Annotated in this window: 22 protein-coding genes, 1 pseudogene and 1 riboswitch; of the genes and pseudogenes, 6 read left to right on the forward strand and 17 right to left on the reverse strand. The window is 66.2% G+C overall.

Features of this window, described 5'->3' with window-relative positions; translation table 11 throughout:
* The first annotated feature begins 99 nt into the window (after positions 1–99).
* Positions 100–774 carry an Ivy family c-type lysozyme inhibitor gene (locus ACMGRF_RS19165; RefSeq protein ID WP_049439240.1) on the forward strand — a complete coding sequence of 225 codons (675 nt, stop codon included), beginning with the start codon at positions 100–102 and terminating at the stop codon, positions 772–774.
* A 13-nt stretch (positions 775–787) separates the two neighbouring features.
* On the opposite strand, the gene ACMGRF_RS19170 is transcribed toward ACMGRF_RS19165, so the two are convergent.
* The 5 genes and pseudogenes from ACMGRF_RS19170 to ACMGRF_RS19190 form a co-directional block, all read right to left on the reverse strand.
* Positions 788–1,162 carry a hypothetical protein gene (locus ACMGRF_RS19170; protein ID WP_049439243.1) on the reverse strand — a complete coding sequence of 125 codons (375 nt, stop codon included), beginning with the start codon at positions 1,160–1,162 and terminating at the stop codon, positions 788–790.
* A 487-nt stretch (positions 1,163–1,649) separates the two neighbouring features.
* A complete protein-coding gene (arsB, locus tag ACMGRF_RS19175; protein WP_414485487.1) occupies positions 1,650–2,681 on the reverse strand; it encodes an ACR3 family arsenite efflux transporter in 1,032 nt (343 codons plus the stop codon).
* A gap of 13 nt (positions 2,682–2,694) precedes the next feature.
* The gene (locus tag ACMGRF_RS19180) at positions 2,695–3,198 is read right to left on the reverse strand and encodes an arsenate reductase ArsC (RefSeq protein WP_049416626.1); all 504 of its coding nucleotides are present in this window, start codon (positions 3,196–3,198) and stop codon (positions 2,695–2,697) included.
* Between the two features lie 84 nt (positions 3,199–3,282).
* Positions 3,283–3,654, reverse strand: a pseudogene (locus ACMGRF_RS19185) (GNAT family N-acetyltransferase); the annotation flags it as partial.
* Position 3,655: 1 nt separating this feature from the next.
* The gene (locus tag ACMGRF_RS19190; protein WP_049416577.1) at positions 3,656–3,985 is read right to left on the reverse strand and encodes an ArsR/SmtB family transcription factor; all 330 of its coding nucleotides are present in this window, start codon (positions 3,983–3,985) and stop codon (positions 3,656–3,658) included.
* A 17-nt stretch (positions 3,986–4,002) separates the two neighbouring features.
* Here ACMGRF_RS19190 and arsH point away from each other — a divergent pair, with 17 nt between their 5' ends.
* Positions 4,003–4,731, forward strand: coding sequence for an arsenical resistance protein ArsH (gene arsH, locus ACMGRF_RS19195; RefSeq protein WP_049416579.1), 729 nt, complete (start codon positions 4,003–4,005; stop codon positions 4,729–4,731).
* 28 nt (positions 4,732–4,759) lie between these two features.
* Here the strand turns inward: arsH and ACMGRF_RS19200 are convergent, their stop codons facing one another.
* The 4 genes from ACMGRF_RS19200 to ACMGRF_RS19215 form a co-directional block, all read right to left on the reverse strand.
* Positions 4,760–5,092, reverse strand: a complete 333-nt coding sequence (locus tag ACMGRF_RS19200; RefSeq protein WP_238378540.1) for a hypothetical protein — start codon at positions 5,090–5,092, stop codon at positions 4,760–4,762.
* Between the two features lie 199 nt (positions 5,093–5,291).
* Positions 5,292–5,978, reverse strand: coding sequence for a L,D-transpeptidase (locus ACMGRF_RS19205; RefSeq protein ID WP_049416581.1), 687 nt, complete (start codon positions 5,976–5,978; stop codon positions 5,292–5,294).
* A 156-nt stretch (positions 5,979–6,134) separates the two neighbouring features.
* Positions 6,135–6,407, reverse strand: coding sequence for a hypothetical protein (locus tag ACMGRF_RS19210; RefSeq protein ID WP_005420910.1), 273 nt, complete (start codon positions 6,405–6,407; stop codon positions 6,135–6,137).
* A 212-nt stretch (positions 6,408–6,619) separates the two neighbouring features.
* The gene (locus tag ACMGRF_RS19215; RefSeq protein ID WP_049416582.1) at positions 6,620–7,615 is read right to left on the reverse strand and encodes a DUF2268 domain-containing putative Zn-dependent protease; all 996 of its coding nucleotides are present in this window, start codon (positions 7,613–7,615) and stop codon (positions 6,620–6,622) included.
* 161 nt (positions 7,616–7,776) lie between these two features.
* On the opposite strand from ACMGRF_RS19215, the gene ACMGRF_RS19220 reads away from it, so the two are divergent.
* Positions 7,777–8,352 (forward strand): Ax21 family protein, encoded by a 576-nt coding sequence (locus tag ACMGRF_RS19220; protein ID WP_049416584.1) that lies wholly within the window; start codon positions 7,777–7,779, stop codon positions 8,350–8,352.
* 217 nt (positions 8,353–8,569) lie between these two features.
* On the opposite strand, the gene ACMGRF_RS19225 is transcribed toward ACMGRF_RS19220, so the two are convergent.
* On the reverse strand, positions 8,570–9,667 hold the full coding sequence (locus tag ACMGRF_RS19225; protein ID WP_080353033.1) for a hypothetical protein: 1,098 nt from the start codon (positions 9,665–9,667) through the stop codon (positions 8,570–8,572).
* 179 nt (positions 9,668–9,846) lie between these two features.
* Between ACMGRF_RS19225 and ACMGRF_RS19230 the strand changes: the two genes are divergently transcribed.
* Together ACMGRF_RS19230 and ACMGRF_RS19235 are read left to right on the forward strand one after the other, a co-directional pair.
* Positions 9,847–10,821 carry a Dyp-type peroxidase gene (locus ACMGRF_RS19230; RefSeq protein ID WP_049416589.1) on the forward strand — a complete coding sequence of 325 codons (975 nt, stop codon included), beginning with the start codon at positions 9,847–9,849 and terminating at the stop codon, positions 10,819–10,821.
* A gap of 80 nt (positions 10,822–10,901) precedes the next feature.
* Entirely contained in the window at positions 10,902–11,318 is a 417-nt protein-coding gene (locus ACMGRF_RS19235) for a hypothetical protein (protein ID WP_049439262.1), read from the forward strand.
* A 59-nt stretch (positions 11,319–11,377) separates the two neighbouring features.
* Here ACMGRF_RS19235 and pnuC read toward each other — a convergent pair whose 3' ends face one another.
* The 6 genes from pnuC to ACMGRF_RS19265 form a co-directional block, all read right to left on the reverse strand.
* Entirely contained in the window at positions 11,378–11,947 is a 570-nt protein-coding gene (gene pnuC, locus ACMGRF_RS19240) for a nicotinamide riboside transporter PnuC (protein ID WP_414485488.1), read from the reverse strand.
* 8 nt (positions 11,948–11,955) lie between these two features.
* Positions 11,956–14,145, reverse strand: coding sequence for a TonB-dependent receptor (locus ACMGRF_RS19245; protein ID WP_414485489.1), 2,190 nt, complete (start codon positions 14,143–14,145; stop codon positions 11,956–11,958).
* A 70-nt stretch (positions 14,146–14,215) separates the two neighbouring features.
* Positions 14,216–14,311, reverse strand: a riboswitch (TPP riboswitch).
* A gap of 43 nt (positions 14,312–14,354) precedes the next feature.
* Complete coding sequence (locus tag ACMGRF_RS19250; RefSeq protein WP_100479055.1) at positions 14,355–15,479, reverse strand: phosphotransferase enzyme family protein; 1,125 nt, start codon at positions 15,477–15,479, stop codon at positions 14,355–14,357.
* Between the two features lie 129 nt (positions 15,480–15,608).
* Positions 15,609–16,016: a glycine zipper 2TM domain-containing protein gene (locus ACMGRF_RS19255; RefSeq protein ID WP_049416597.1), complete on the reverse strand. Its 408-nt coding sequence runs from the start codon at positions 16,014–16,016 to the stop codon at positions 15,609–15,611.
* A gap of 248 nt (positions 16,017–16,264) precedes the next feature.
* Positions 16,265–16,402: a hypothetical protein gene (locus ACMGRF_RS19260; protein WP_181452446.1), complete on the reverse strand. Its 138-nt coding sequence runs from the start codon at positions 16,400–16,402 to the stop codon at positions 16,265–16,267.
* 140 nt (positions 16,403–16,542) lie between these two features.
* On the reverse strand, positions 16,543–17,181 hold the full coding sequence (locus tag ACMGRF_RS19265) for a response regulator transcription factor (protein WP_049416600.1): 639 nt from the start codon (positions 17,179–17,181) through the stop codon (positions 16,543–16,545).
* Positions 17,182–17,256: 75 nt separating this feature from the next.
* Between ACMGRF_RS19265 and ACMGRF_RS19270 the strand changes: the two genes are divergently transcribed.
* Positions 17,257–20,856, forward strand: a complete 3,600-nt coding sequence (locus ACMGRF_RS19270) for an ATP-binding protein (protein ID WP_099488132.1) — start codon at positions 17,257–17,259, stop codon at positions 20,854–20,856.
* On the opposite strand, the gene ACMGRF_RS19275 is transcribed toward ACMGRF_RS19270, so the two are convergent.
* The gene (locus ACMGRF_RS19275) at positions 20,850–21,251 is read right to left on the reverse strand and encodes a c-type cytochrome (protein ID WP_049439272.1); all 402 of its coding nucleotides are present in this window, start codon (positions 21,249–21,251) and stop codon (positions 20,850–20,852) included. The two genes, ACMGRF_RS19270 and ACMGRF_RS19275, sit on opposite strands and share 7 nt — an antisense overlap.
* Positions 21,252–21,304 lie beyond the last annotated feature (53 nt).

The following is a 21,304-nucleotide window of genomic DNA, read 5'->3' on the forward strand; positions in this document are numbered from 1 at the left end:
GATGGGAAGGCTTCAGACGCATCCTAGCGCCGCGCCGCTGTTTAGAATCACGCGGCCGCCGATTCGGTGGACGCGGCGCAGATCAGACAAGGACACGGAATGAAGATGCGAATCACAGGGATGGCGATGATGGCCGCGCTGCTGGCAGCCTGCGGACAGGCACCGGAGAACACTGGCGAGACTGCACCTGCTGTGGCGCCAGCGCCGACCACCGAAGCACCGGCCACCGCGGCGACGGTGGTCGAAAAGGAACCGTCCGTCGAAGACGGTGTGGACCCCGCAGTGTGGGACAACGAAGGCGAGCCGGAAGACCCGGGCGCCGGCGGCGAACTCACCTGCGCGGACAATCCGCTGGCGACGCATTTCTTCACCCTGGTGGGCGGTAACACCGTGGACGACTGCGGCCGCAAGGACCCGAAGGTGCTGGCCGCCTTCAACGCGCTGATGAAGGACACCGCGGCAGCCGAATCCAGCGACAAGGAGATTCCCACGCTGCGCGAACGCCTGTTGAGCGGGCCCAGCGGACCTGGCGAGCTGGTGGTGCTGCAGGGCGAGCCGTGGTGGTTCTATACCGCCTGCCAGGCCCACGACTGCCCCGGCACCGCCTTGGCGATGCTGTATTCGCCGACGGAGGCGAAGATGGTCGGCCGTCTGACCGCGCGTTGTCGTGTGTGGTGGCTGGGTGAGCCGACGGCGGAACAGCGTGCGCAGATCGAACAACGCCAGCCACTGCAGGATGCCGCGTTGAAGGAAGACAGCGCACTCTGCGAGTGATGTGGCGCCCGCGTCATCCTTCCGGCTGCATGCGCGCGCTGGCCTGTGCGTTCATGGTCAGGCACGCCAGGATCAGCCCTTCCATCACCCGGTCGCCCACGTACTCGGCCTCCGTGCCGTTCTGACGCACGCGCTCGGCCGCCAGCAGCAGCTCCAGCGTCACGCGTTGGCCGGCCAGCGCACAGTCCGCATCGGCCAGCGCCATGCAACGGCCCGGCATCTGGTGACGCTCCGGCCAGGGTTGGCCATCGGCGGCCGCGCCTTTGCCGATGCGGCGAAGCGTGGCGATGAAGGCATTCGGATCGGTCGCAGGCGCGTGCTCTGATGGCTCACCGTCAGTGGCGGATGTGCGATGCGGATGCAGGCGGGGGAAGTCCGGTGATGTCATGGCAGTGCTCCGTGCAGGACAGACGGCAGCCGCCACGCAAAGGTGGCGGGCGGAGACGTGGCTCGAAAACCGGGACAGTGCGTACAAGGCCGGCAGGCACAAGGCCTCCACGCTCCGCCCGCCATAGTCGGCAGACGAATTGCCCGCCGGCGCCACACTAGGTGACGCCGACGGGCAGGCGCATACAACGTACGCATTGCCACGGGTTTTCGAGGCCCGGCCACCCATCTTCCGGTGGCCCGCCATCTGTACCGCTGTCGCTGCGAAACGCCAATCAGACAAGTTGCAAACAGCGTTTGATCGAAGACGCTTTCAGCATTCTTGCATGCTGTTAAGCCGTCGCGGACGCAGGTGCCGCAACGTCCGTAGCAGCATGGGGAATATGCGACATGGTTCGAACTTGATGACAAGGGATGTGGGTACCTCATCAAGCCGATGACGACAGTGCGGAGCGAAGAACGTAGATCGAACTCGCCCACTCTGGCTGTCAGCGCTCTCCGGGTCTTTCGTACCAAGCCTGAGTACGATTCACGATCCGCACCACAGACAGCATGACCGGCACCTCGATCAGCACGCCCACCACCGTCGCCAGCGCAGCACCCGAATGCACGCCGAACAGTCCCACCGCAGTCGCCACCGCCAGTTCGAAGAAGTTGCTGGCGCCAATCAGTGCTGACGGGCCCGCCACGCAATGTGCCACGCCCAGGCGGCGGTTGAGCAGGTAGGCCAGGCCCGAAGTGAAATAGACCTGGATCAGGATCGGCACGGCGATCAGCGCGATCACCAGCGGTTGCTTCACGATCTGCTGGCCCTGGAACCCGAACAGCAGCACCAGCGTCAGCAGCAGGGCGGACAGCGACAGCGGGCCCAGCCGTCGAAGCGCACGCTGCAGCCTCGCCTCGCCGCCACGCGAAAGGATCCAGGGCCGCAGCAACGCGGCCACCAGCACCGGCACCACGATGTAGAGGCCAACCGACAACAGCAGGGTGTCCCACGGCACGGTGATCGCCGACAGGCCGAGCAGCAGTGCAACCACCGGTGCGTAAGCGACCACCATGATCGCGTCGTTCAACGCCACCTGGCTCAGGGTGAAATTCGCATCGCCACGGCACAGGTTGCTCCACACGAACACCATGGCGGTGCAGGGCGCGGCTGCCAGCAGGATCAGCCCGGCGATGTAGCTGTCGATCTGTGCTGCGGGCAACCAGACGGCGAAAGCATGGCGCAGGAACAGCCAGCCCAGCAGCGCCATCGAGAACGGCTTCACGGCCCAGTTGATGAACAGCGTCACCCCGATACCCTTCCAGTGCTGCTGCAACTGGCGCATCGCAGTGAAGTCGACCTTCAGCAGCATCGGGATGATCATCAGCCAGATCAGCGCGGCAACCGGCAGGTTGACCTTGGCCACTTCGGCGGAGGCCAGCGCCGCGAAAGCACCAGGCAGGACGTGGCCCAGCAGCGTGCCCATCGCAATGCACAGCACAACCCACAGCGTCAGGTGGCGCTCGAACAGACTCATGGCAGTGGCACCGTCACTGCGCGCCGTCGGTCGGCAGCAGCTGGCCGATCCGGTCCAGCGCGTGCTGCAGCGCTTCGCGTTCGGACCACACCGATTCGGGCAGTGCGAGCAGCGCACGCAGGCGGGTTTTCACGATGGCATGGGCCAGTGCGAAGGCTGCGGCCTTGTCGGCACCGGTGCCTTCCACGGCGGCCGGATCGGGCAGGCCCCAGTGGCTGCGGATGAAGTCACCGAACACCACAGGGCAGGCTTCGGCAGCGGCCGCGTCACACACGGTGATCACCAGGTCCATCGGGGCTGCATCCACGAACTCATCCCACGACTTGCTGCGCAGACTCTCAATGGGCATTCCTTCGGCGTGCAACTGGGCGAGCGCGAAGGGATTGATCTGGCCAGTGGGCTGGCTGCCCGCACTGAAAGCCCTGAAGCGATCGCCGCCCCAGGCGCGCAGGGTGGCTTCAGCCAGCACGCTGCGCGCGCTGTTGCCGGTGCAGAGGAACAGGACATTGCGGGTCATGTGGCTTCCGTGGTCAGTGAGTGGCTTGGACATGCACAGCGCGCTGGCCGGGCAGAGACAAGTGAACTCGGCAGAGCTGCGGATCGCCTCGGCTATCTGCGCGCGATCGCATCCGGCATAGCCGTGCCGCGCGAACCACGGGCCTGCCGACGTTGTCAGCAACACCAGTTCCCAGACCTGCATGCGGCGGGCCATGTCCTCGGCCGCTGACAGCAACGCGCGCCCAAGGCCGGTATTGCGTCGGTCATCGGACACCACCAGGGAGCGAAGCAGGGCCGACGCGCCGAAGATCTGCAATCCAACGGCACCCACCGGAACGCCGTCGAGGTCTGCGACGAGAAACGCCACCTCGCTGCTTTCCAGATCGGCCACGGGCAACTGCGCCTGCTGCAGAAGGTCGCGGATGGAGCACACGTCGTCGCGCGTGCCTGCACGAATCACCGGGTCGGGTTTCATCTCAGCACCTGCATGCCGGTTCGCTCACCGCGCACCGCGCATCCGGGGAGCCCGCGCAGCAGTTGTGCGTCAGGTACTGGATCAAGCCGTTCATCGCATCGAAGTTGGCGCGGTAGCAGACGTGGCGACCTTGGCTTTCGCTCTCCACCAGCCCGGCCTGCACCAGCTCCTTCAGGTGGAAGCTGAGCGTGGCTGGAGGCACCTGCAGGGCCGTGGCGATGTCGCCCGCCATGCGCCCTGCCGGGCCCGCCTCCACCAGCAGGCGGAAGGCGGCCAGGCGGGTGGCATGGCCGAGGGCGGTCAGGGCGGTGATTGCATTCGACGTTTCCATATTTCTAGAATAGTCGAATGAATTCGCCAATCACAAGCCCGGACCTGCCCAACCTGGCGGAATCGTCATTGCCCCAGCCCGATCATCACCAGCTCGCCGCGGCAGATCTGGGGCCGCCACGCATTCTCCTGCTCTACGGCTCGCTGCGGCCCCAGTCGTTCAGCCGCAAGCTGGTGCTGGAAGCCGAGCGGCTGCTGCGCCACCTGGGGTGCGAAACCCGGGTGTTCGATCCGCATGCGCTGCCGATGCTGGACAGCGTGGATTCGAGTCATCCCGAAGTGCAGCGGCTGCGCGCCTGGTCGCAGTGGTCGGAAGGGCAGGTCTGGGTCAGCCCCGAGCGGCATGGCACGGTCACCGGCGTGTTCAAGAACCAGATCGATTGGTTGCCGCTGGAAGATGGCAGCGTGCGGCCCACGCAGGGCAGGACGCTGGCGGTGATGCAGGTGAGTGGCGGCTCGCAGTCGTTCAATACGGTCAACACGTTGCGCGTGCTCGGCCGCTGGATGCGCATGCTGACCATCCCCAACCAGTCGTCGGTGGCCAAGGCCTGGCAGGAATTCGATGACGACGGCCGGATGAAACCCTCGCCGTACTACGATCGGGTGGTGGATGTGATGGAAGAGCTGGTGAAGTTCACGCTGCTGACGCGGGGCCGGTCGGACTACCTGGTAGACCGCTACAGCGAGCGGAAGGGCGACGCGCACGCCGCGGCATTGGCGCGGGCTGCAGAGGCTACGGCTTCCTGATCCTCATTGGTGCCGATGTGAGGCACGCTCACCCAAGCAGCCTCTTCACCCTTGAAGCTGCAAGGCGGATGATCACCACATAAGCCAGCAACATGCCGGTGCCGATGCCCATTACTTCGATTTCCCAGTTGCGGCGGTAGGGAGAAGGGCCCATGAAGGCCCACGCCAGAAGCACCGCCGCAATCAGCAAGGCGCTGCGATTGGCCTTCGAAATGAGCTCATCTTCGGTCGCGTGCCCCATGTTCGGATCCCAGGAACCGAGCAGCCATCCCAGGCCACGCAGGTACTCGCGCGCCACGAAGAACAGGAAGACGAATACGCCACCCATCGTGCTCAGCAGAAACTGGAAGAGTGGGTCCACCGGCGGCCTCTTGGACGAGGCAGGCATTGCCTCGCAGGATCATCAACGGGCGCAGTATGCCAGCGCGCCGCGCCTCGGGGGGCACCCGGTCTCATAGGCAGGCGGCTTTCCACGAGCGGACTGTGCATCGCAGCCGCCCCGGCGGCCGGGCATGGCCCAGGCATGTGCCCACAACGCCCAGAGCGGACGCACAAACGCACTACTCGCCAGCGTGCTGTGCGGTCTTCTTTTCGTCGCCATCCGCGGCGGCACGGCTCTGCGCGAACGCCGGGAACGTCTTCGCGATCGAATCCTTGTCCGGCAGGATGTAGAACACGCCGCCCTTCTCGAACGTGGAGTGCACAATCTGCTCGTAGAACGCCGGCGAGACGTTGATGCAGCCGTGGGTGACGCGATTGTCGTCCGGCGTCGGCGTTGCCAGTCGTTCGGCACGCTTTTCCTTCGGGCTGCCCGGCGGCAGCGGATGCATCGACACGGCGGAATCGTAGTCCACCCACAGCACGCGCCCGGCATCGTCGGAGGGGCCATAGGCACCAATGAAGCGGCCCGCAGGCGTGGTGCGGTCGTGGCCGGGAATCGCGCTCAGGGCAAGCTTGGCGACGCCGGGTGCGGAATGATCGCCGATGGCCGAACCGAACAGCGCTGGTGCGGCGCCGCGCAGCTTGCCGTCGCCACCGAAGACCAGGACCTGCGCGGCAGCCTTGTCCATGATCGCGAACGGATAACCCTGGTTGTCCTTGCTGGCGACCACCCAGCCGGCCAGCTCGATCACCGTTTCGGAGACGCTCTGGTCGGGCGGAAGTTCATCAACGGCGGCCGACGGTGGTGCGGGTGCGTCCTTGTCCCTGGCGTTGGCTACGCCGCTGCATGCAACGGCCAGTGCCATGGCCAGTGCGGCATGGAGGGCGCGGCGTGCAGGGGAGGAGGAGATACGAATGGGACGGCTCCTGGCAATGCAATCTTGGTGGAAGGACGCCAGTGGCCGGTGAGGGCCACTGGTTCCCGATACAGAGGTGGATCAATTCAAACGGTGAGGGAACGATCAGCCGCGCGGCTTGCGTCCGACGGGAGCCCTTTCAAGCTGCTGCACGCGGCCTTCGATCTGGTCCAGGCGCTGATTGGCCTGCTGTGCCGACTGGTTGGCGGACTCGGCACTCTGTGCAGCGCCCTGCACCTTTACATCGAGCTGATCGAGGCGCGAGTTGATGGTTGCGAACTCGTCCTTGTAGGTGGCACAAGCGCCAAGGCTCACGGTGGCGATGAGCGCTACAGCAAGTGCGCGGGCCGTCTTCATGTGTTGCGGGTTCAGGTTCATTGCACTCCCTCCTTCGTCTGGGGAAGCTGGAATATAGCGGCGTTTGTTCCCCACGCTGACAAGCGCTTTCAGCTGAAGTTGGAAGACGTGGAAGGGTTGTGAAATATGTTCGTCAGCGAAGCTTAACGAGTGAGATCAGGCGAGCTGATGTGCACAGAGGCGACGGCCTTGCGGTTGCTCGAATCGCCCAATTCATCAGCCTGAAGACGGCCTCATTCCTGGCCGTTTTCCACTGGCCCACACGCCGGGCGCCATTCACTTGCGGCGAACAATGCCGGCGCACTTTCCGGGCGCACCTCCAGCAGCGTGGCGACGGCACCGGCTTTGTCATCGGCGCGGGCAACGTAGTCAGCGGCAATGCGGTAGCCGATCCAGTAGCCAAGATCGCCGCGGCGCGTTTCGTCGCCCGCTCCGTTGTAGAGCCATTGCGACAGATCAGTACCGGCGCTGTCCCGCGCGAACTGGCGTTCCAGAGCGCATTCGCGGCCCTGCGTCCAACGACGCAGATGCGCGTTGGCCGGTTGCCCGGAGATCAGCTCGGTCACGTACTCGGCGCCTCCTTCCAGCAGCGTCTGATAGAGCAGGGTCGGTTGCGCAACGTCCGCGGCTGCGCCCGGCTGCTGGATGTGTACATACTCATGGGCGATCAGGTGCACGAAACGGTCGCTCACATCGGCCTGCATCCAGTCGGCGTTGCACAGCGCCTCCAGTCCGATCACCACGCCGTCGGGCGTGGTGACACCGCCGCTGTTGCCCCGACCCACCAGCACGGTGACCGGCGGAAAACGTGCGGAGGGAAGCAGGGTGCCCAACCGATCGAGCGCCTTGGCAACCCGCTCGCGGATCTCCGGCAGCGCCGTCGCACAGGTACGTGCTTTGGCAAACAGCGCAGGTTTGTGCTGGATCGCATCTGCAAGACGATCCATCGAGCCGATACGGCTGTCAGTGAAGCTGCGTAGTGCATCCGTACCCGCATGCAGATAGCCACGCTGCAGATCGTCGGCACTAGGCTTGCCTCCGCTTGCATCCAGCACGTTGAAGAAGCGCGTGACATCGTCGGTCTGAATCACGATGCGCCCGGAAGGGCGGGTTCGCTCGGCTGCGTTGGCTACCTGCAGCATCATCGGCAGGGCGAAGAGCAGCAACGCCCGCGCTGTGCGTCGGGCATGCAGCGGAAACAGCAGTGACGGGATGGCTACGTGCGGCATGAGGAATTCCCTGAACGCCAGCCTTATTTATACACCAGTCAGTTCAATATTCAGGGCCGATTAGACCCCCTAACGGATAATTCACACCTGTCGACCGCCTCCTCTCTCTCCCCCTCCCGGGAGGCGGCCGACGAAACCAAAATAATTAAAGGTGTGTCCCGATGAACAAGAATTCGCTGCTCGCCCTGGGCCTTCTGGCTGCTCTGCCGTTCGCTGCATCGGCAACCGATGGCCTGTCGTACAACTACGTTGAAGGCGGCTACGTGAACACCGATGCCAAGGGCGGCGACGCCGACGGCTGGAAGGTGAAGGGTTCCGTGGCGGTGCACCCGAACTTCCACATCTTCGGCGACTACAGCGCGCAGGAGACCGACACGTTCAAGAATGACGTCGACCAGTGGCGCATCGGTGCCGGCTACAACTACGGTATCGCACCGAACACCGACCTGGTGGCCCGCGTCGCGTACCAGAAGTTCGACATGAAGCACGGCCTGGACTTCAACGGCTACTCGACCGAGGTCGGCGTGCGCACCGCGTTCAACCCGTACGTGGAAGGCTACGTTATGGCCGGCTACGAGGACTACGCCAAGAAGCACGGCATCAACCCGGACGGCGAGTTCTACGGCCGCGTCGGCGCCACCGCCAAGTTCAACCAGAACTGGGGCCTGAGTGGCGAAGTGAAGCTGGCCAAGGCCGGCGACCGCGAGTGGTTCGTGGGCCCGCGCTTCACCTGGTAACAAACGCCCGTCGTTAGAGCGTGTTGTGCTGGCGTGTGACTCTCTCTCTCTCTCCCACACGCCAACCGAAGCCCGGCCTCGTGCCGGGCTTCTTTTTTTGTGTAGAACAATATCTGCTGCTGTCGAGCCCGGTTGCTTTGCCACTGGAGCATTCAGGGTATCTCCTGCAATGCTCTAGCGTGCTGGATCAGCAGAGGGAAAGAAATTCCTGTACTTTCTAGAACAGTGGCTGGCGCTCTGATTCGCCATGCCAGCAGGTGCCATGCAGGAAGCTGTCGCGTTCCTCGGCTTGGGTCAGTGGGAAATGGGCGATGTGCGTATGGAGGATCTGCTGCAGCTCGGCGTGGGCTTGGCGCTGCAGTTCGCCCGGAATACTGGCTATTCGACGGTAACCTTCCAGGAGTGCGGGATCCGGTTCCCTGGGTGCGCAGTGCTCGGTGCGCAGCCGCGAGCGTATCGTGTGAGAGTCGATTTCAACGATCAGGCCGGTCAGATCCTGATTAAGGATCTCGCGCAACAGCTTCAATTTGCGCGCCTTGGTGAAGTCGGTGCCACGGAACGTTGTGTTGTAGGGGGGCTGGAAATGGTTGATCAATGCAGCCTCTGCAAGGCACACGCGCGCGTGCCGCCCCACCTCCGCAGTAAGCAGACGATCCAGATGTGATCGATCCTCCTCAACAGTAGAGGAGGGTATAAGGTTCAGATCGCCCGCCGAGCTGATCATCACTCGGGAATCGCCGAATCTGTAGAGCAGCAGCAGTACCTCCGCTTCGGGCTGGTGGGTATGCATGTCCGCGAGGATTCGCTGCAGCGTCGAGTGGTTGTAAAGCCGGTCGATCGCCAGTCGGGAACGGGTGCGACCGATACCCTGACCAACATAGAGAACACTCAGATCCCGTTCCTCAGGTGTAAGCTGGCACTCTGCTTTGGCCACGATGACGTGGGATCGTATCTGCAGCCTATTGCCATCGACGTCGAGTACAAGGTGCGTTCCGGTCGGCGCAGCCCAAGCGCGGAGGGTGCCGGGTGGATGGTGATCCAGCACGTCGTGCAATGCCAGACGGAACGGCACCGGCCGCCATTGGTCACGTGCCACCATCAGGTTGCCGATCAAAGCACCCTGCTGGATGGCAACCGATGCCGGATCAATCAGCATGCGTCGACGAATCGCCACCATGTAGATATTGCAGCCCTTAAACCTTTCGCGGGTCTTGTCATCGTCAATTGTGTGGAAAAGATCTGCCGGCGACAGGACGCCAGGCCCACCTGATATCAGGTGCAACGCGCCCTCCATACTGAACTTGCGTGACGACATGGCAGTGCATCGATTCATTGAAGGTATTCAAGCCTGAAGGTATCCATCGCAGCGCGCAACCAGTGGAGGCGGTCTGACGCGCGAACTGAGAACCGCTCCGTCGCCCGCGAGGCCGTTCCGCTATGATCGCCCGCACATCGCCACGCGCGATGCGCCCGCCTCAAGCCCGCAGGAATACCGTGAACACCCAGCCCGCCCAGATCACCGCTCTCAATCACACGCTCGACAACGAGCCGCAGCAGATCACCGCGCCACTGACCCATTCGGCGGCGTTCCTGGTGCTGAAGGTGAAGGACGACGAGGCGTCGATCGCCAAGGCGCGCGAGGTGCTGGCCAGTACCGACGATCTGATCAAGAACACCGCCATCCGCGAGATCGAGCGCACCTTCACCTGCAACGTGGCCATTGGCCATCGCGTGTGGCAGCCGCTGGTAGGGTCCACGCCGCCACGCGAGCTGAAGCCGTTCCGCGAGATCAAGGGCGCGACCCACACCGCTGTGTCCACGCCGGGTGACCTGCTGTACCACATCCGCGCACGTACTATGGACCTGATCGTGGCGTTCGAGCGCAACCTGCTGATGGCCTTCGGTGATGCGGTCGAAGCGGTCGATGACGTGGCCGGCTTCCGCTACTTCGATGGCCGCGACCTGCTCGACTTCGTCGATGGCACCGCCAACCCGGAAGGACTGTCGCTGCCGGAAGCCACCATTGTTGGCGATGAAGACCCGGAGCATGCCGGTGGCAGCTACGTGGTGGTGCAGAAGTACCTGCACAACCTCGATGCCTGGCGCGCGCAGAAGACCGAGGCGCAGGAGGCGATCATCGGCCGCACCAAGCACGACAACATCGAGCTGGATGATGCGCCGGCCGATGCGCAGAAATCGCACAAGACGCTGTGCACCATCGAAGACGCTGACGGCGAGCACGAGATCCTGCGTGACAACATGCCGTTCGCCAACCCGGGCCGTGGCGAGTACGGGACCTACTTCATCGGCTACACGCGCCGCCTGTGGGTGATCGAGAAGATGCTCGAGCGCATGTTCATCGGCAATCCCGCGCCGCTGCACGACCGCATCCTCGATTTCTCCACCGCCACCACCGGCGTGACCTTCTTCGCGCCCTCGCGCAAGGTGCTGGCCGACCTGGGCGAGTGATCGCGCCGGGCCGACCGCCATCTGTCTGTCATCTATGGCGCCGACCATGGCGCGCTGGATGGGCGCGCAGGAGGCAGGCGATGGTCATGGCAGGGAACAGGACAGGCCTACGCCGCTGGTGGCGGCGTCTGGCTGCGGTGTTCGGCGCACTGGCACTGGGGAGTGCCGCGGCGTCCGCGCAGGAAGCCCCTGCGCACTGGATGGCCTACGCCGCCGCCGTGGGTGGCCAGCTGCAGCAGCGCCTGCAGCAGGAACAGGACCCGCAGGCGCAGCGCGTGCTGCAGTGGCTGCAGGCCCACCCGGACGCACCGACGCCGCTGCCGGTGAGCGTGTGGATCGCGGCGGATGGCCGTATTTCGAAACTGGAATTCGACAGCCTGGGTGACGCCCAGGTCGACGCCGACCTGCGCGCGACGCTGCAGGCCGGCCCGCTGCAGGCGGGACCGCCGGCGGACATGCGCCAGCCGCTGCGGCTGGGTTTGGCCCTGACGCCGTAGATCCACGCCATGCGTGGATGGCGCGCCGATTGCCCGCAACAGTCACGCATGGCGTGGCTCTACTGCGTTGCCACCTGCGGCTCGCGCGCGGCCGCGCTCCATGCGCGCAGGCCGAACACGGCCAGACCGAGGAAGAACACGTACAGCGCGGCGGTCACGTGCAGCGACTTGAACAGGTAGGCGCCCACGTAGACCACGTCCACGGCGATCCATACCCACCAGCAGGCGACGTGGCGGCGTGCCTGCCACCACTGGCCGACCAGGCTCAGCGCGGTCAGCATCGCGTCCAGCCACGGCAGCGCGGCATCGGTGAAGCTGTGCATGCCGGCGCCCAGCGTCACGCCGCCGCACAGGCCGATGGCCAGGTCACGCAAGAGCTTGCCTCGCGCCAGCGGCACGATGCGGATGCTGCCCTCATCGGCGGCGTGCTGGCGCCAGTTGAGCCAGCCGTAGATCAGGAAACCACCGAAGGCAACCTGCAGCAGGGTGTCCGAGTACAGCTTGGCCTCGGCGAACACCAGGCCATACAGCGTGACCGACAGCAGGCCCACCGGCCATGCAGACAACCGGCGGCGGGCCATCAGCCAGACGCCGAGGACGCTGCACAGCGCGGCGGCCCACTCGAGCACGACGCCGTTCACAGCGCGAACGTCACCGACAGGCGCGCCTGTCGCGGTGCGCCGGGGAACAGGTAGTAGTCACCGCCGCTGCTGCCGGTATCGCGCCAGTAGAAACGGTTGAACACGTTGTCCACCGACAGGTTCCAGGTCACGGCGCGCTCGTGCAGCCGATGCTGGAAACGCAGGCCGGCATCGAACACCGAGTAGTCCGGCGCGCGTACGGCGCCGTCGGCGCGTGCCACGTTGGCACCGGCATAGCGCCACCCGCCAGTGACATCCAGGCCCTGCACGAACGGCAGCGCATAGGCCACGTGCACGCTGGCACGCACCTTCGGCACGTTCACCAGCTGATGACCCTCATAGGCCGGCGTGCCGGTGTCGCGCGCGCGCGCCTGCAGCACGCTGGCACTGGCGACGATCTGCAGTGCATCCGTCAGCTGGCCGTTGGCGGTCAACTCCAGGCCGGTGTGGGTCTGGGTGCCTTCCTCGACGAAGGTGTAACCCACGTCGCTGCTGTCCGGCTTGGCGTACTGGTACGGCTGCGAAATGCGGAACACCGCCGCGCCCAGGGTCAGCGCTTCGACCGGCACGTACTTCAGGCCCACTTCCAGCTGCCGCGACTGTACCGACGGCAGGAAGGTGTCGGCGTTGCTGGTCCAGAACGGCGCTTCCTGGCCCAGCGAAATGCCGCGCACGTAACTGGCGTAGGCGTTGAGCTGGTCGGTGGCTTTCCACACCACCGCGGTCTGTGGCAGGAAGCGCGACAGGCGGCTGTGCCGCTGCGGGGTGCCGCGCTTGTCGTAGGCCCGCTCATCCAGGCGGACGAAGCGGCCACCGGCCAGCCACTGCCAGTCGTCACCGAAGCTGATCCGGTCCAGCACGAAGAACGCGGTCTGGCGGCTGTCCAGGCGACGTGCGGACGGGCCCGGCATCTTCGGCGACGGCGCGAACACCGGCACCAGTGCGTCGTGGATGTTGGTGGTGCCAACGTACTCGTTGACGCTCGGGCGCCTGTCCACGGTGCGGCGGAAGTAGTCGGCACCGATGGTCAGCTGGTGGCCGACGCTGCCGGTCTCGAAGCGGCCACGCAGTTCCGCACGGGCCTGCTGGTTGCGGCGCGTGTCGTCCGGACTGCGGTAGTCGTAGATGTCATAGTCGCCGTTGGGCGCGAAGTAGTTGCCCGGCACGCTGCCGTCGGCACATTGCGCGGCGTAGTAGCAGCCGTAGGCGAAGGCGACGTTGTCATCGATCACCGAACGGCTGTGGCCCACCGATACACGTGATTGCCAAGCGTCGTTGAAGTCGTAGGTATGCAGCGCGGTGATGTTGGTGCTGGCGATATCCACCGGCCGCTGCCACGGCTGGTAGCCGAGCAGGTGCTCGCGGTCGACGCCGCGCGGCAGGTCACGTGCGCCCAGCAGCTGGTAGCCGGACACCGAACGTTGCGAACTGGTCTGGTAATTGGCGTCCACCTCCAGCTTGCCGCGTTCGCCGATCAGCCAGTCGGCGGCCAGCGAGTAGAAGTTGCGGCGGCCATCGGCATGCTCGACATAGGAATTGCTGGAGTCCCATGCGGCATTCAGGCGCAGGCCGAAGCGCGGGGTGATCCAGTGGCCGACATCGACGGCGACGTAGCGCGAGCCTTCCGAATCGGTACCGAGCGTGGCGGTGCGCACTTCGGCCGGGCGCTTGCCGATGTAGTTGATGATTCCGCCCGGCGCCATCACGCCTGCCGCCAGGCCGGCTTCACCCTTGAGGATCTCCACCGACTGCACGTTCTCCAGCGCCAGGCGTTGCTCGCCGGCGATGGACAGCCCATTGAAGCGGTAGCCGGTGGCGGCGTCCAGGGCGAAGCCGCGGATGGCGACGTTCTGGTAGTAGCCCACCGGCGCGTAGGCATCACCCAGCGAGGCATCATTGCTGGCCAGCTCGGACAGCGAACGTAGCTGGCGGCGGTCGAGATAGTCGCGCTCGAGCACGTTCACCGAAGCCGGCGTGTCCTTCCACGAACCGCCACCGAAGGCGTTCACGCGCGAGGTATCGGCCTTCGGTTTGCCGGCCTGCACGCGCACCGCTGCCAGTTCGGTCGGCGAGCGTTCGGCGCCGATGGCGGCCGCATCGGTGGTGGCCTCGGCCTCGCTGGCATGTAGCGGGAGCGCGGCACAGAGGGCGAGGGAGAGCAGGGTGGGGCGCAGGCAGCGGTTCATTCGGTTCGTCTTCGGCCAACAAGGGAGACGAAGCGACGGCGCGCAGGTGCACCGGCCCAGGATGGGGGTGTGGCTGCGGCTCAAAGCTCCCTACGCCGGTGCAAACCGGATCAGGTTCCAAGGGACTCTCTCAGCCTGGCAGATCCAGGCACCCCCGCTTCAGGTGACCATTTCACTACAAATGGTACGGATTTGCGAGCCGGTGCCCTTCAGGCTGCCGCGTGCAGCGCGTTGAGCAGTGCCTGCCCTGGCGCGCTGTGGAACCACGCCGGATGCCCCAGCATGAAGGGTTGCCACGCCACATCGGCATTGGCGGTCGAGCCGGTGACGCCCTCGAAATACTCCACTTCGGACAGTGCGAAGTCGAAATGCACCATCGGCAGCAGGTCGGCCAGCAGGTGCACGCGTGCCGCCGACAGCGGCAGCACCTGGCGGTAGCCATCGAGCAGCGCCAGCGCGATATCGATGCGCACTGCCTCCATGCCGCGCGCCAGTTCCAGCCATGCCACGGCGTTGCGCTCGATTGCGGTGGCGAGGTCGAACAGTGCGCTGGTGGGCGAGGTCAGGCCGAAATCCAGCACGGTGCTGACCTGCCCGTCGCGCCACAGCAGGTTGGAGACATGCCAGTCGTTGTGCGCCCACAGCCGTGGTTCGTCGTGCAGGCGCTCGGCCAGTCCCGTGTGCCACGGCAGCACGTCACGCCGCAGCTGCGTTTCCCACGGAATGCGCGCGAGATAGCGGGCCAGGCCGGGGCGCTCGTGCAGCCCTGCCTTGATTGCGGCAATCGGATCGTCGGCGCGGATCAGGTCGTCGCGCGCCACCAGCAGATGGGTGCTGCGCTGGGGCGCGTGGTAGCTGGCGGCGGCGCGGTGCAGCTGTGCGAGTGCGCGTCCGGCTTCGCGGGCCTGCGCGACATCGGTCAGCAGCGACCACGACACCGCGTCGCGGTACAGGTCGTCGCCTACGCCGACGTCGTGCAGTTCAAACGTCCATTCGCCGTGTTCGACCGCGGTGTGGCCGTCGGTTGCCGCAAGCACCTGCACCACCGGCACGCCGGCAGCGGCGAGATGGGCGATGAAGCGGTGCTCTTCCTCCAGGCAGGCCGCGTTGCGCACGCTGTGGTGATGGCGCTTGATGAACACTGCGCCGCGCGTGCCATCGACGATGGCGGCAGCCGACAGTGGCCGCGGGCTGTGCCAGCGTGGCTGGCTGCCGCTGTCCAGCTGCGGGTAGCGCTGGCGCAGCCATGCGATGTCCGCCGCGCTGATCGGTGGCCAGTCGGCAGCCACCTCGTCGTTGTTGAGGCCCTGCACACGGTGGGAGGAAGACGTCATGCCGCGGCCCGAGAGGGGAAAGTCACATCCAAGGCTGCGCATTCAACGCCATGCGCGCGGCCAACGCAAACGGGCGGGTCATCGACCCGCCCGTCTCTGCCATCGGCAGGGGTACCGCCGCCGTGCCGCTTACCAGCCGCGATGGCGACCGCGGTCGTGGTAGTAGCGGTTGTCGTAGTAACGCTCGCGCTGCCAGCGGCGGTCGTCGCCACGGTCGTAGTAACCGCTGCGGTAGTAGCCACGATCGTAGCGGCGGTCGTAGCGGTTGTCGTAGTAACGATTGTCGTAATAACGACGGTCGCGGCGGTCGGAGGTGGTCAGATTGCCGATCGCGCCGCCGGCCACGGCACCACCGACGGTGGCGGCAGGATCACCGTTGGAGAGCAGGTTGCCGGCCACGCCACCGACCACGGCGCCGACCAGGGTGCGCTTGTCCTTCCTCGACATCGCGCTGGCATCGCTGACCACGGCGACACCGGCCACCAGTGCCAGCGCCATCGCCAGACCACGGAAGCTGAGTGTGGAAGTACTGAGCATGATTCGTTCTCCTGTGAGGTGCATGCCACGCTGGGCAGGGAGGGCGCGGGGCGCCCCGGCTGCCGTGATGTCCACGCTGGCGTTCCAACATTGCCGGAACATTGCCTGGTGTATCGAGCGGCTTGCGCATTCATCTAGCGGCAGGTGGCATGAAGCAAGGCTGAAAGTGGCCTCGGCCGCTCAGCTGGCAGAAAGGGAAAAGGCCACGCGGGCGTGGCCCCTCCCTTCTCTGCCAAGGCGTTGGCATGTCAGACGCCCGTCGCCTTCCGGGCCTGCCGCGCCTGCTCCTGCGGGGTCTCCTGCTGCGGCTGCAGCACGTCAGGTGCGCCCTGCACCGCACCGCTGCTGAGCGCCAGGCTCTGCTCGCTGGCGGCCCGCGTCTCCACGGTGACGCGGCCGGCGGCCGGACATGGGCCGGGTCGATTCCTTCGACCTCGAATTGAGAACCCACGCCCGTTCATCCTGGTACAGATCCGCAGACCAGCAAGGCGGCCGCCGTTGCCGGGGCGATTATGTGAATCGCGTCTCAGATTTTGCCGTCACGCAGGTAGTCGAACAATTCGGCATCGCCCTTCAACCCCAGCTTGAGCATCGCGTCGCCCTTCTGCCGGCTGATGGTGCTGACGCTCTTGTGCAGCAGCAGCGAGATCTCCTTCACTGTCATGCCGGTGCCGAGCAGGCGCAGCACCTCCACCTCGCGCGGGGACAGCGGCTTGCCGTCACCCTCGCGCATGCGCCAGCTGCCGGCTGCCTCGACCCGCTCGCGCAGGCTGCGGCTGATATAGGGCTGGCCGCGGTAGACCGCCTGGATCGCCTGCGGCAGCTCGTCCATCGACGAACTCTTGTCGACCAGGCCGAGCACACCACTGTCGAGCACCATGCGCAGGATCGCCAGGTTGCTGGAAACGCTGAGCATCAGCACCGGCAGGTCCGGGTGGCGGCGCCGGATCATGCCGATCATGGCGAAGCCATCGGCCTGCAGGCTGCCCGGCATGGAGTAGTCGGTGACCAGCAGGTCACAGGGCTGGCTGGCGAGCAGGGTCATCAGCGCCTGCGCGCTGTCGGCCTCGCCGACCACGCGGCCGACGCCGCTCGACTCGATGACGGCGCGGGTACCGATACGGACCACGGGGTGATCGTCTGCGATGATGATGCGCAAGCTCATGCTCTAGTATGGCCATCGGGCACGCCGGACCGCGACCATCGCGGTCCCTGGCAGGATTCTAGGAGATCGACGCAGATGCGTAGGTGGGCTGTTCGCGGGCTGCTCCTGCTGCTGGCGGTGCTGGCGCTGCCCGTGGCCCAGGCACAGCCGGCCCCTGGCCTGCTGCCGCTCAGCCCGTTGCAGCGCGAATACCTGGTGGCGCATCCGACCATCGTTGTCGGGCAGTATGACAGCGGCTGGCCGCCCTTCGAGTCCCTCCGTGATGGCGAGCAGGTCGGGCTGGGACCGGACTACCTGTCGCATCTTGCTCGCCAGCTCGGTGTGAAGGTCGAGGCGCGCCGCTATCCGGACTGGACATCCGTGCTGGATGCGGCATGTCGTGGCGAGATCGACGTGGTGATGAATGTCGGCCTCAGTGCCGACCGCACCCGCTGCATGGTCTATACCGCCGCCTACAGTGAGGCGCCACTCGCACTGGTGGGCCGGCCCGATGACCTGCGTGCCTCCGACATGCCGGACCTGGATGGGCTGAGGGTGGTGATCGAACAGGACTTCCTGACCGGTCCGCAGGTGCGCGCCCGATTCCCGCGTGCCCGCCAGCTTGTCGCAAACGACACGTTGAGCGCATTGCAGATGGTCAGAGACGACAAAGCGGACGTCTACATCGGCAATGCCTTTGTCGCCACCGAGCTGATTGCCAGCCGGCGCCTGCAGGGCGTGGCGCTGTTGCGGCCGAGCGACCTGCCTCCTGAACGGCTGCACTTCGGCATTCCCAACAGCAAGCAACCGCTGGCCGAAGCCCTGGACCTGGCGCTGGCCGCGACCAGCCAGGCCCAGCGCGATGCCCTCGCACAACGCTGGTTGTCACCGCCGCACTGGTCGGCATCGGCGCAGCTGGCGCTGAGCCAGGCCGAGAAGCGTGTGCTGGAGAAGCCGCTGATGATCGGTTTCGCGCCGAATGCCGCGCCCCTGTCGTTCACCGGCGAGGATGGCCGGCCCAGTGGCCTGGCCAGCGAGTACCTGCAGCGCCTGATGCAGGCCGGCGCCAACCTGAAGGTCGAGAACAGCCACGACTGGTACGAGGTGCGTGAGAAGGCCCGCCGCGGTGAACTGCAGGCGGTGATGGGCATACCCGTTGATTCGCGCTACCTGGGCCCGGACTGGGTGTTCAGCCAGCCCTTCATCAGCGTGCCGAACGTGATTGTGGTCAGGAGCGATGGTGAGTCGCTGCTGGGCCTGGCCGATCTGCAGGGCAAGCGCGTGCTGCTGTCCGACCCGGAGCGCGTGCGTGGCTATGTGCAGCAGCAGGCGCCGCAGGCCCGGATCATTGCTGCGCGAAGTGCCGAGCAGGCGCTGCAGCGCCTGCTCGAGGGTGAAGCCGATGCCTATGTCGGCAACCTTGCCATGGTCGATCACCTGCTGCGCAGCCGTTTCCCGGGGCGGATGCAGGTAGCGGCTCCGGCCGGTTTCAACGACCAGCTGGCGCTGGCAGTGGATCGCCGCCATGCGGCCCTGGCCACGACCTTCGATCGCCTGCTGCTGCAGATGACCCCACGCAAGCGCGAGGCGCTGCGCAGCGATTGGCTGGCGGTGGAGTACCGCAATGGGGTCGACTGGAGCAATCTGCTGCGGTGGGGCGTGCCGGTGCTGATGGTGCTGCTGACCGCGCTGCTTGTGCATGGCGTGGGCCATTGGCGGCTGCGCCGTGAGGTGGCAGGACGCCGCCAGCTGGAGCAGCGACTGGCCGAGGTGACCGACAACCTGCCGGCGGTGGTCTACCAGGCCCGTCGCGATGCCGATGGCACGCTGAGCTTCCCGTTCATCGCCGGCGACCTGCCTGCATTGTTCGGCATCACCCGGCAGCAGGCCGAACAGGATGCGAGGGTGTTGCTGGAACGCGTCGAGCAGGAGGACCGCGCGCGCATCCTGCATTCCATCGAGCAGGCCGCGCACCAGTTCGCGCCGTTGATCCTGGAGTTCCGCCTGCGCAGCGACGGGGAAGGCGTGCGCTGGGTGCGCAGCCAGGCCCATCCCTACGCCGCCGAAGAAGGCGCGGTGATCTGGAGCGGGTACTGGGTGGATGTAAGCGAAGCCCGGATGCAGGCCGATGCACTGGCGGCGGCGAAGGCGGACGCCGAGCAGGCCGCTGAGGCCAAATCGCGTTTCCTGGCCACGATGAGCCACGAGATCCGTACGCCGATGAGCGGCGTGCTGGGCATGCTGGAGGTGCTGGCGCACTCACCGCTGGACAGCGAGCAGCAGCGCATCCTCGGCGTGATCGAGGATTCGGCGCAGATGCTGCGGCAGATCCTCGACGACATCCTCGATTACTCGCGGCTGGAAGCAGGTGCACTGCGCCTGGAGCCGGTACCGCAACCGCTGCGGCCCCTGCTGGAAAGCGTGTGCCGCCTGCTGTCCCCGCAGGCCAGCGCGCGTGGCCTGGCGCTGCACGTGCAGATCGATCCCCAGCTGGCGCCGGCCCACGAAGTGGACGGCGTACGGCTGCGCCAGATCGTGTTCAACCTGCTCAGCAATGCCATCAAGTTCACCAGCCAGGGCGAGGTGCGCCTGCAGCTGGAGGTGCTGGGGCCGACCAGCGAGGACGGTGTGCAGCCGCTGTGCCTGAGCGTGACCGACACCGGCTTGGGCATCGCACCGGAACAACTGCAGCACCTGTTCGCGCCATTCACCCAGGCCGGCGCCTACATCCAGCGTGACCACGGCGGCACCGGCCTGGGCCTGAGCATCTGCCAGCGCCTGGTGCAGATGATGCAGGGCGAACTGACCCTGCACAGCACGCTGGGCGAAGGCACGCGCGCCGAAGTGCGGGTCTCGCTGGTCGAGGCCGGCAGCGAGGACGCGGCGGCGCTGCTGGCCGAGCAGGAGCAGACCGCGCTGCTGCCCGCCGCGTTGCGCCAGGCGCGGGTGCTGGTGATCGAGGATCACCCGACCAACCAGGCGATGATGGCGTGGCGGCTGCAGCAACTGGGCGTGCCCCATGTGCTGCTGGGCGACGGCCAGCAGGCGCTGGACCGCCTGTCATCGGAGTCCTTCGACCTGGTCATTACCGACTGCCGCATGCCGGTACTCGACGGGTTTGGATTCACCCGCCTGCTGCGCGAACGCGAGGGTCGTACCGGGCAGCCGCGACTGACGGTGCTGGCATTGACCGCCAGCGTGCTGGACGACGATGCGCGCCGCTGCCGCGAGGCCGGCATGGACGAGGTGCTGGCCAAGCCGCTGTCGCTGGCCACGCTGCGCACCGCGCTGCTGCGCTGGCTGCCGCAGGCACAGGGCCAGTCGTTCGAGTCGCCAGTGCAGGAGACTGTCGCCGACGACGCCGAAGTACTGCCTGATCTGGCCACCCTGCAGCAGCGCTATGGCTCGCGCGCCGTGGCCGAGCAGCTGCGTGACAGCCTGTTGCAGGCCAGTGAAAGTGATCTGGCGGCGGTACAGCGCGCCGTGCGGGCCGGTGACCGCGAGACTGCGGCGCTCCACCTGCATCGCCAGGCGGGTGGTCTGGGGGCAATCGGGGCAAGCGCACTGGCGGGGCAGGCCAACGCGCTGGTCGAGCGGCTGCAGGATGCGACCGAGGCCGATCCGGCACCGGTGTTCGCCGCTGTAACGGCGTTCGTGGCACGGCTGCAGCACCAGCTGCAGCGACTGGCTCACTGAGCCGACTGCTGTTGCAGGTAAGCGATCACCAGCGCGCGGCGTTCGGCGCTGGGAAAGGCGTTGTACATGCGTGTGCCGGGCACCACGTGGGTGGGCGACTGCAGGAACGCATCCAGGGTCTGCGCGCTCCAGGTGATGTCGGCGCGGCGCATGCCCTCGGAATAGCCGTAGTCGGGCAGGCTGCCGGCGCGGCGGCCGATCACGCCGTGCAGGTTCGGCCCGAAGCGGTGGATGCCGCCGGGCTGCACGGTGTGGCAGCCGGCGCACAGTTCGAACGCGCGCTGCATGGCCTGCTGCCGGGCCTGTTCGGGCGTGGCCGGCGCCGCAGGCGGGCGCTGGCAGGCCGTGGCGAGCAGGGCCACGGCGACGGTGGTGAGCAGGCAGGAGGCACGCATGGGCGGGCAGGATAGCGGTGCGGTGGAGCGGCCGGGCTGCGACACGCGGTCGC

Source organism: Stenotrophomonas sp. EMP41, assembly GCF_047495535.1.
GTDB lineage: Bacteria > Pseudomonadota > Gammaproteobacteria > Xanthomonadales > Xanthomonadaceae > Stenotrophomonas > Stenotrophomonas sepilia.

Bases quoted from the DNA above. Each gene is read 5' to 3' on its own strand.
- ACMGRF_RS19170 (WP_049439243.1), bottom strand. From the start codon at position 1,162: ATGACATCACCGGACTTCCCCCGCCTGCATCCGCATCGCACATCCGCC.
- ACMGRF_RS19235 (WP_049439262.1), top strand. From the start codon at position 10,902: ATGGTCATGGCAGGGAACAGGACAGGCCTACGCCGCTGGTGGCGGCGT.
- ACMGRF_RS19275 (WP_049439272.1), bottom strand. From the start codon at position 21,251: ATGCGTGCCTCCTGCCTGCTCACCACCGTCGCCGTGGCCCTGCTCGCC.
- ACMGRF_RS19215 (WP_049416582.1), bottom strand. From the start codon at position 7,615: ATGCCGCACGTAGCCATCCCGTCACTGCTGTTTCCGCTGCATGCCCGA.
- ACMGRF_RS19250 (WP_100479055.1), bottom strand. From the start codon at position 15,479: ATGACGTCTTCCTCCCACCGTGTGCAGGGCCTCAACAACGACGAGGTG.
- ACMGRF_RS19270 (WP_099488132.1), top strand. From the start codon at position 17,257: ATGCGTAGGTGGGCTGTTCGCGGGCTGCTCCTGCTGCTGGCGGTGCTG.
- ACMGRF_RS19190 (WP_049416577.1), bottom strand. From the start codon at position 3,985: ATGGAAACGTCGAATGCAATCACCGCCCTGACCGCCCTCGGCCATGCC.
- ACMGRF_RS19205 (WP_049416581.1), bottom strand. From the start codon at position 5,978: ATGGCACTGGCCGTTGCATGCAGCGGCGTAGCCAACGCCAGGGACAAG.
- arsB (WP_414485487.1), bottom strand. From the start codon at position 2,681: ATGAGTCTGTTCGAGCGCCACCTGACGCTGTGGGTTGTGCTGTGCATT.
- ACMGRF_RS19220 (WP_049416584.1), top strand. From the start codon at position 7,777: ATGAACAAGAATTCGCTGCTCGCCCTGGGCCTTCTGGCTGCTCTGCCG.
- arsH (WP_049416579.1), top strand. From the start codon at position 4,003: ATGAATTCGCCAATCACAAGCCCGGACCTGCCCAACCTGGCGGAATCG.
- ACMGRF_RS19265 (WP_049416600.1), bottom strand. From the start codon at position 17,181: ATGAGCTTGCGCATCATCATCGCAGACGATCACCCCGTGGTCCGTATC.
- ACMGRF_RS19255 (WP_049416597.1), bottom strand. From the start codon at position 16,016: ATGCTCAGTACTTCCACACTCAGCTTCCGTGGTCTGGCGATGGCGCTG.
- ACMGRF_RS19210 (WP_005420910.1), bottom strand. From the start codon at position 6,407: ATGAACCTGAACCCGCAACACATGAAGACGGCCCGCGCACTTGCTGTA.
- ACMGRF_RS19165 (WP_049439240.1), top strand. From the start codon at position 100: ATGAAGATGCGAATCACAGGGATGGCGATGATGGCCGCGCTGCTGGCA.
- ACMGRF_RS19225 (WP_080353033.1), bottom strand. From the start codon at position 9,667: ATGTCGTCACGCAAGTTCAGTATGGAGGGCGCGTTGCACCTGATATCA.
- ACMGRF_RS19245 (WP_414485489.1), bottom strand. From the start codon at position 14,145: ATGAACCGCTGCCTGCGCCCCACCCTGCTCTCCCTCGCCCTCTGTGCC.
- ACMGRF_RS19180 (WP_049416626.1), bottom strand. From the start codon at position 3,198: ATGACCCGCAATGTCCTGTTCCTCTGCACCGGCAACAGCGCGCGCAGC.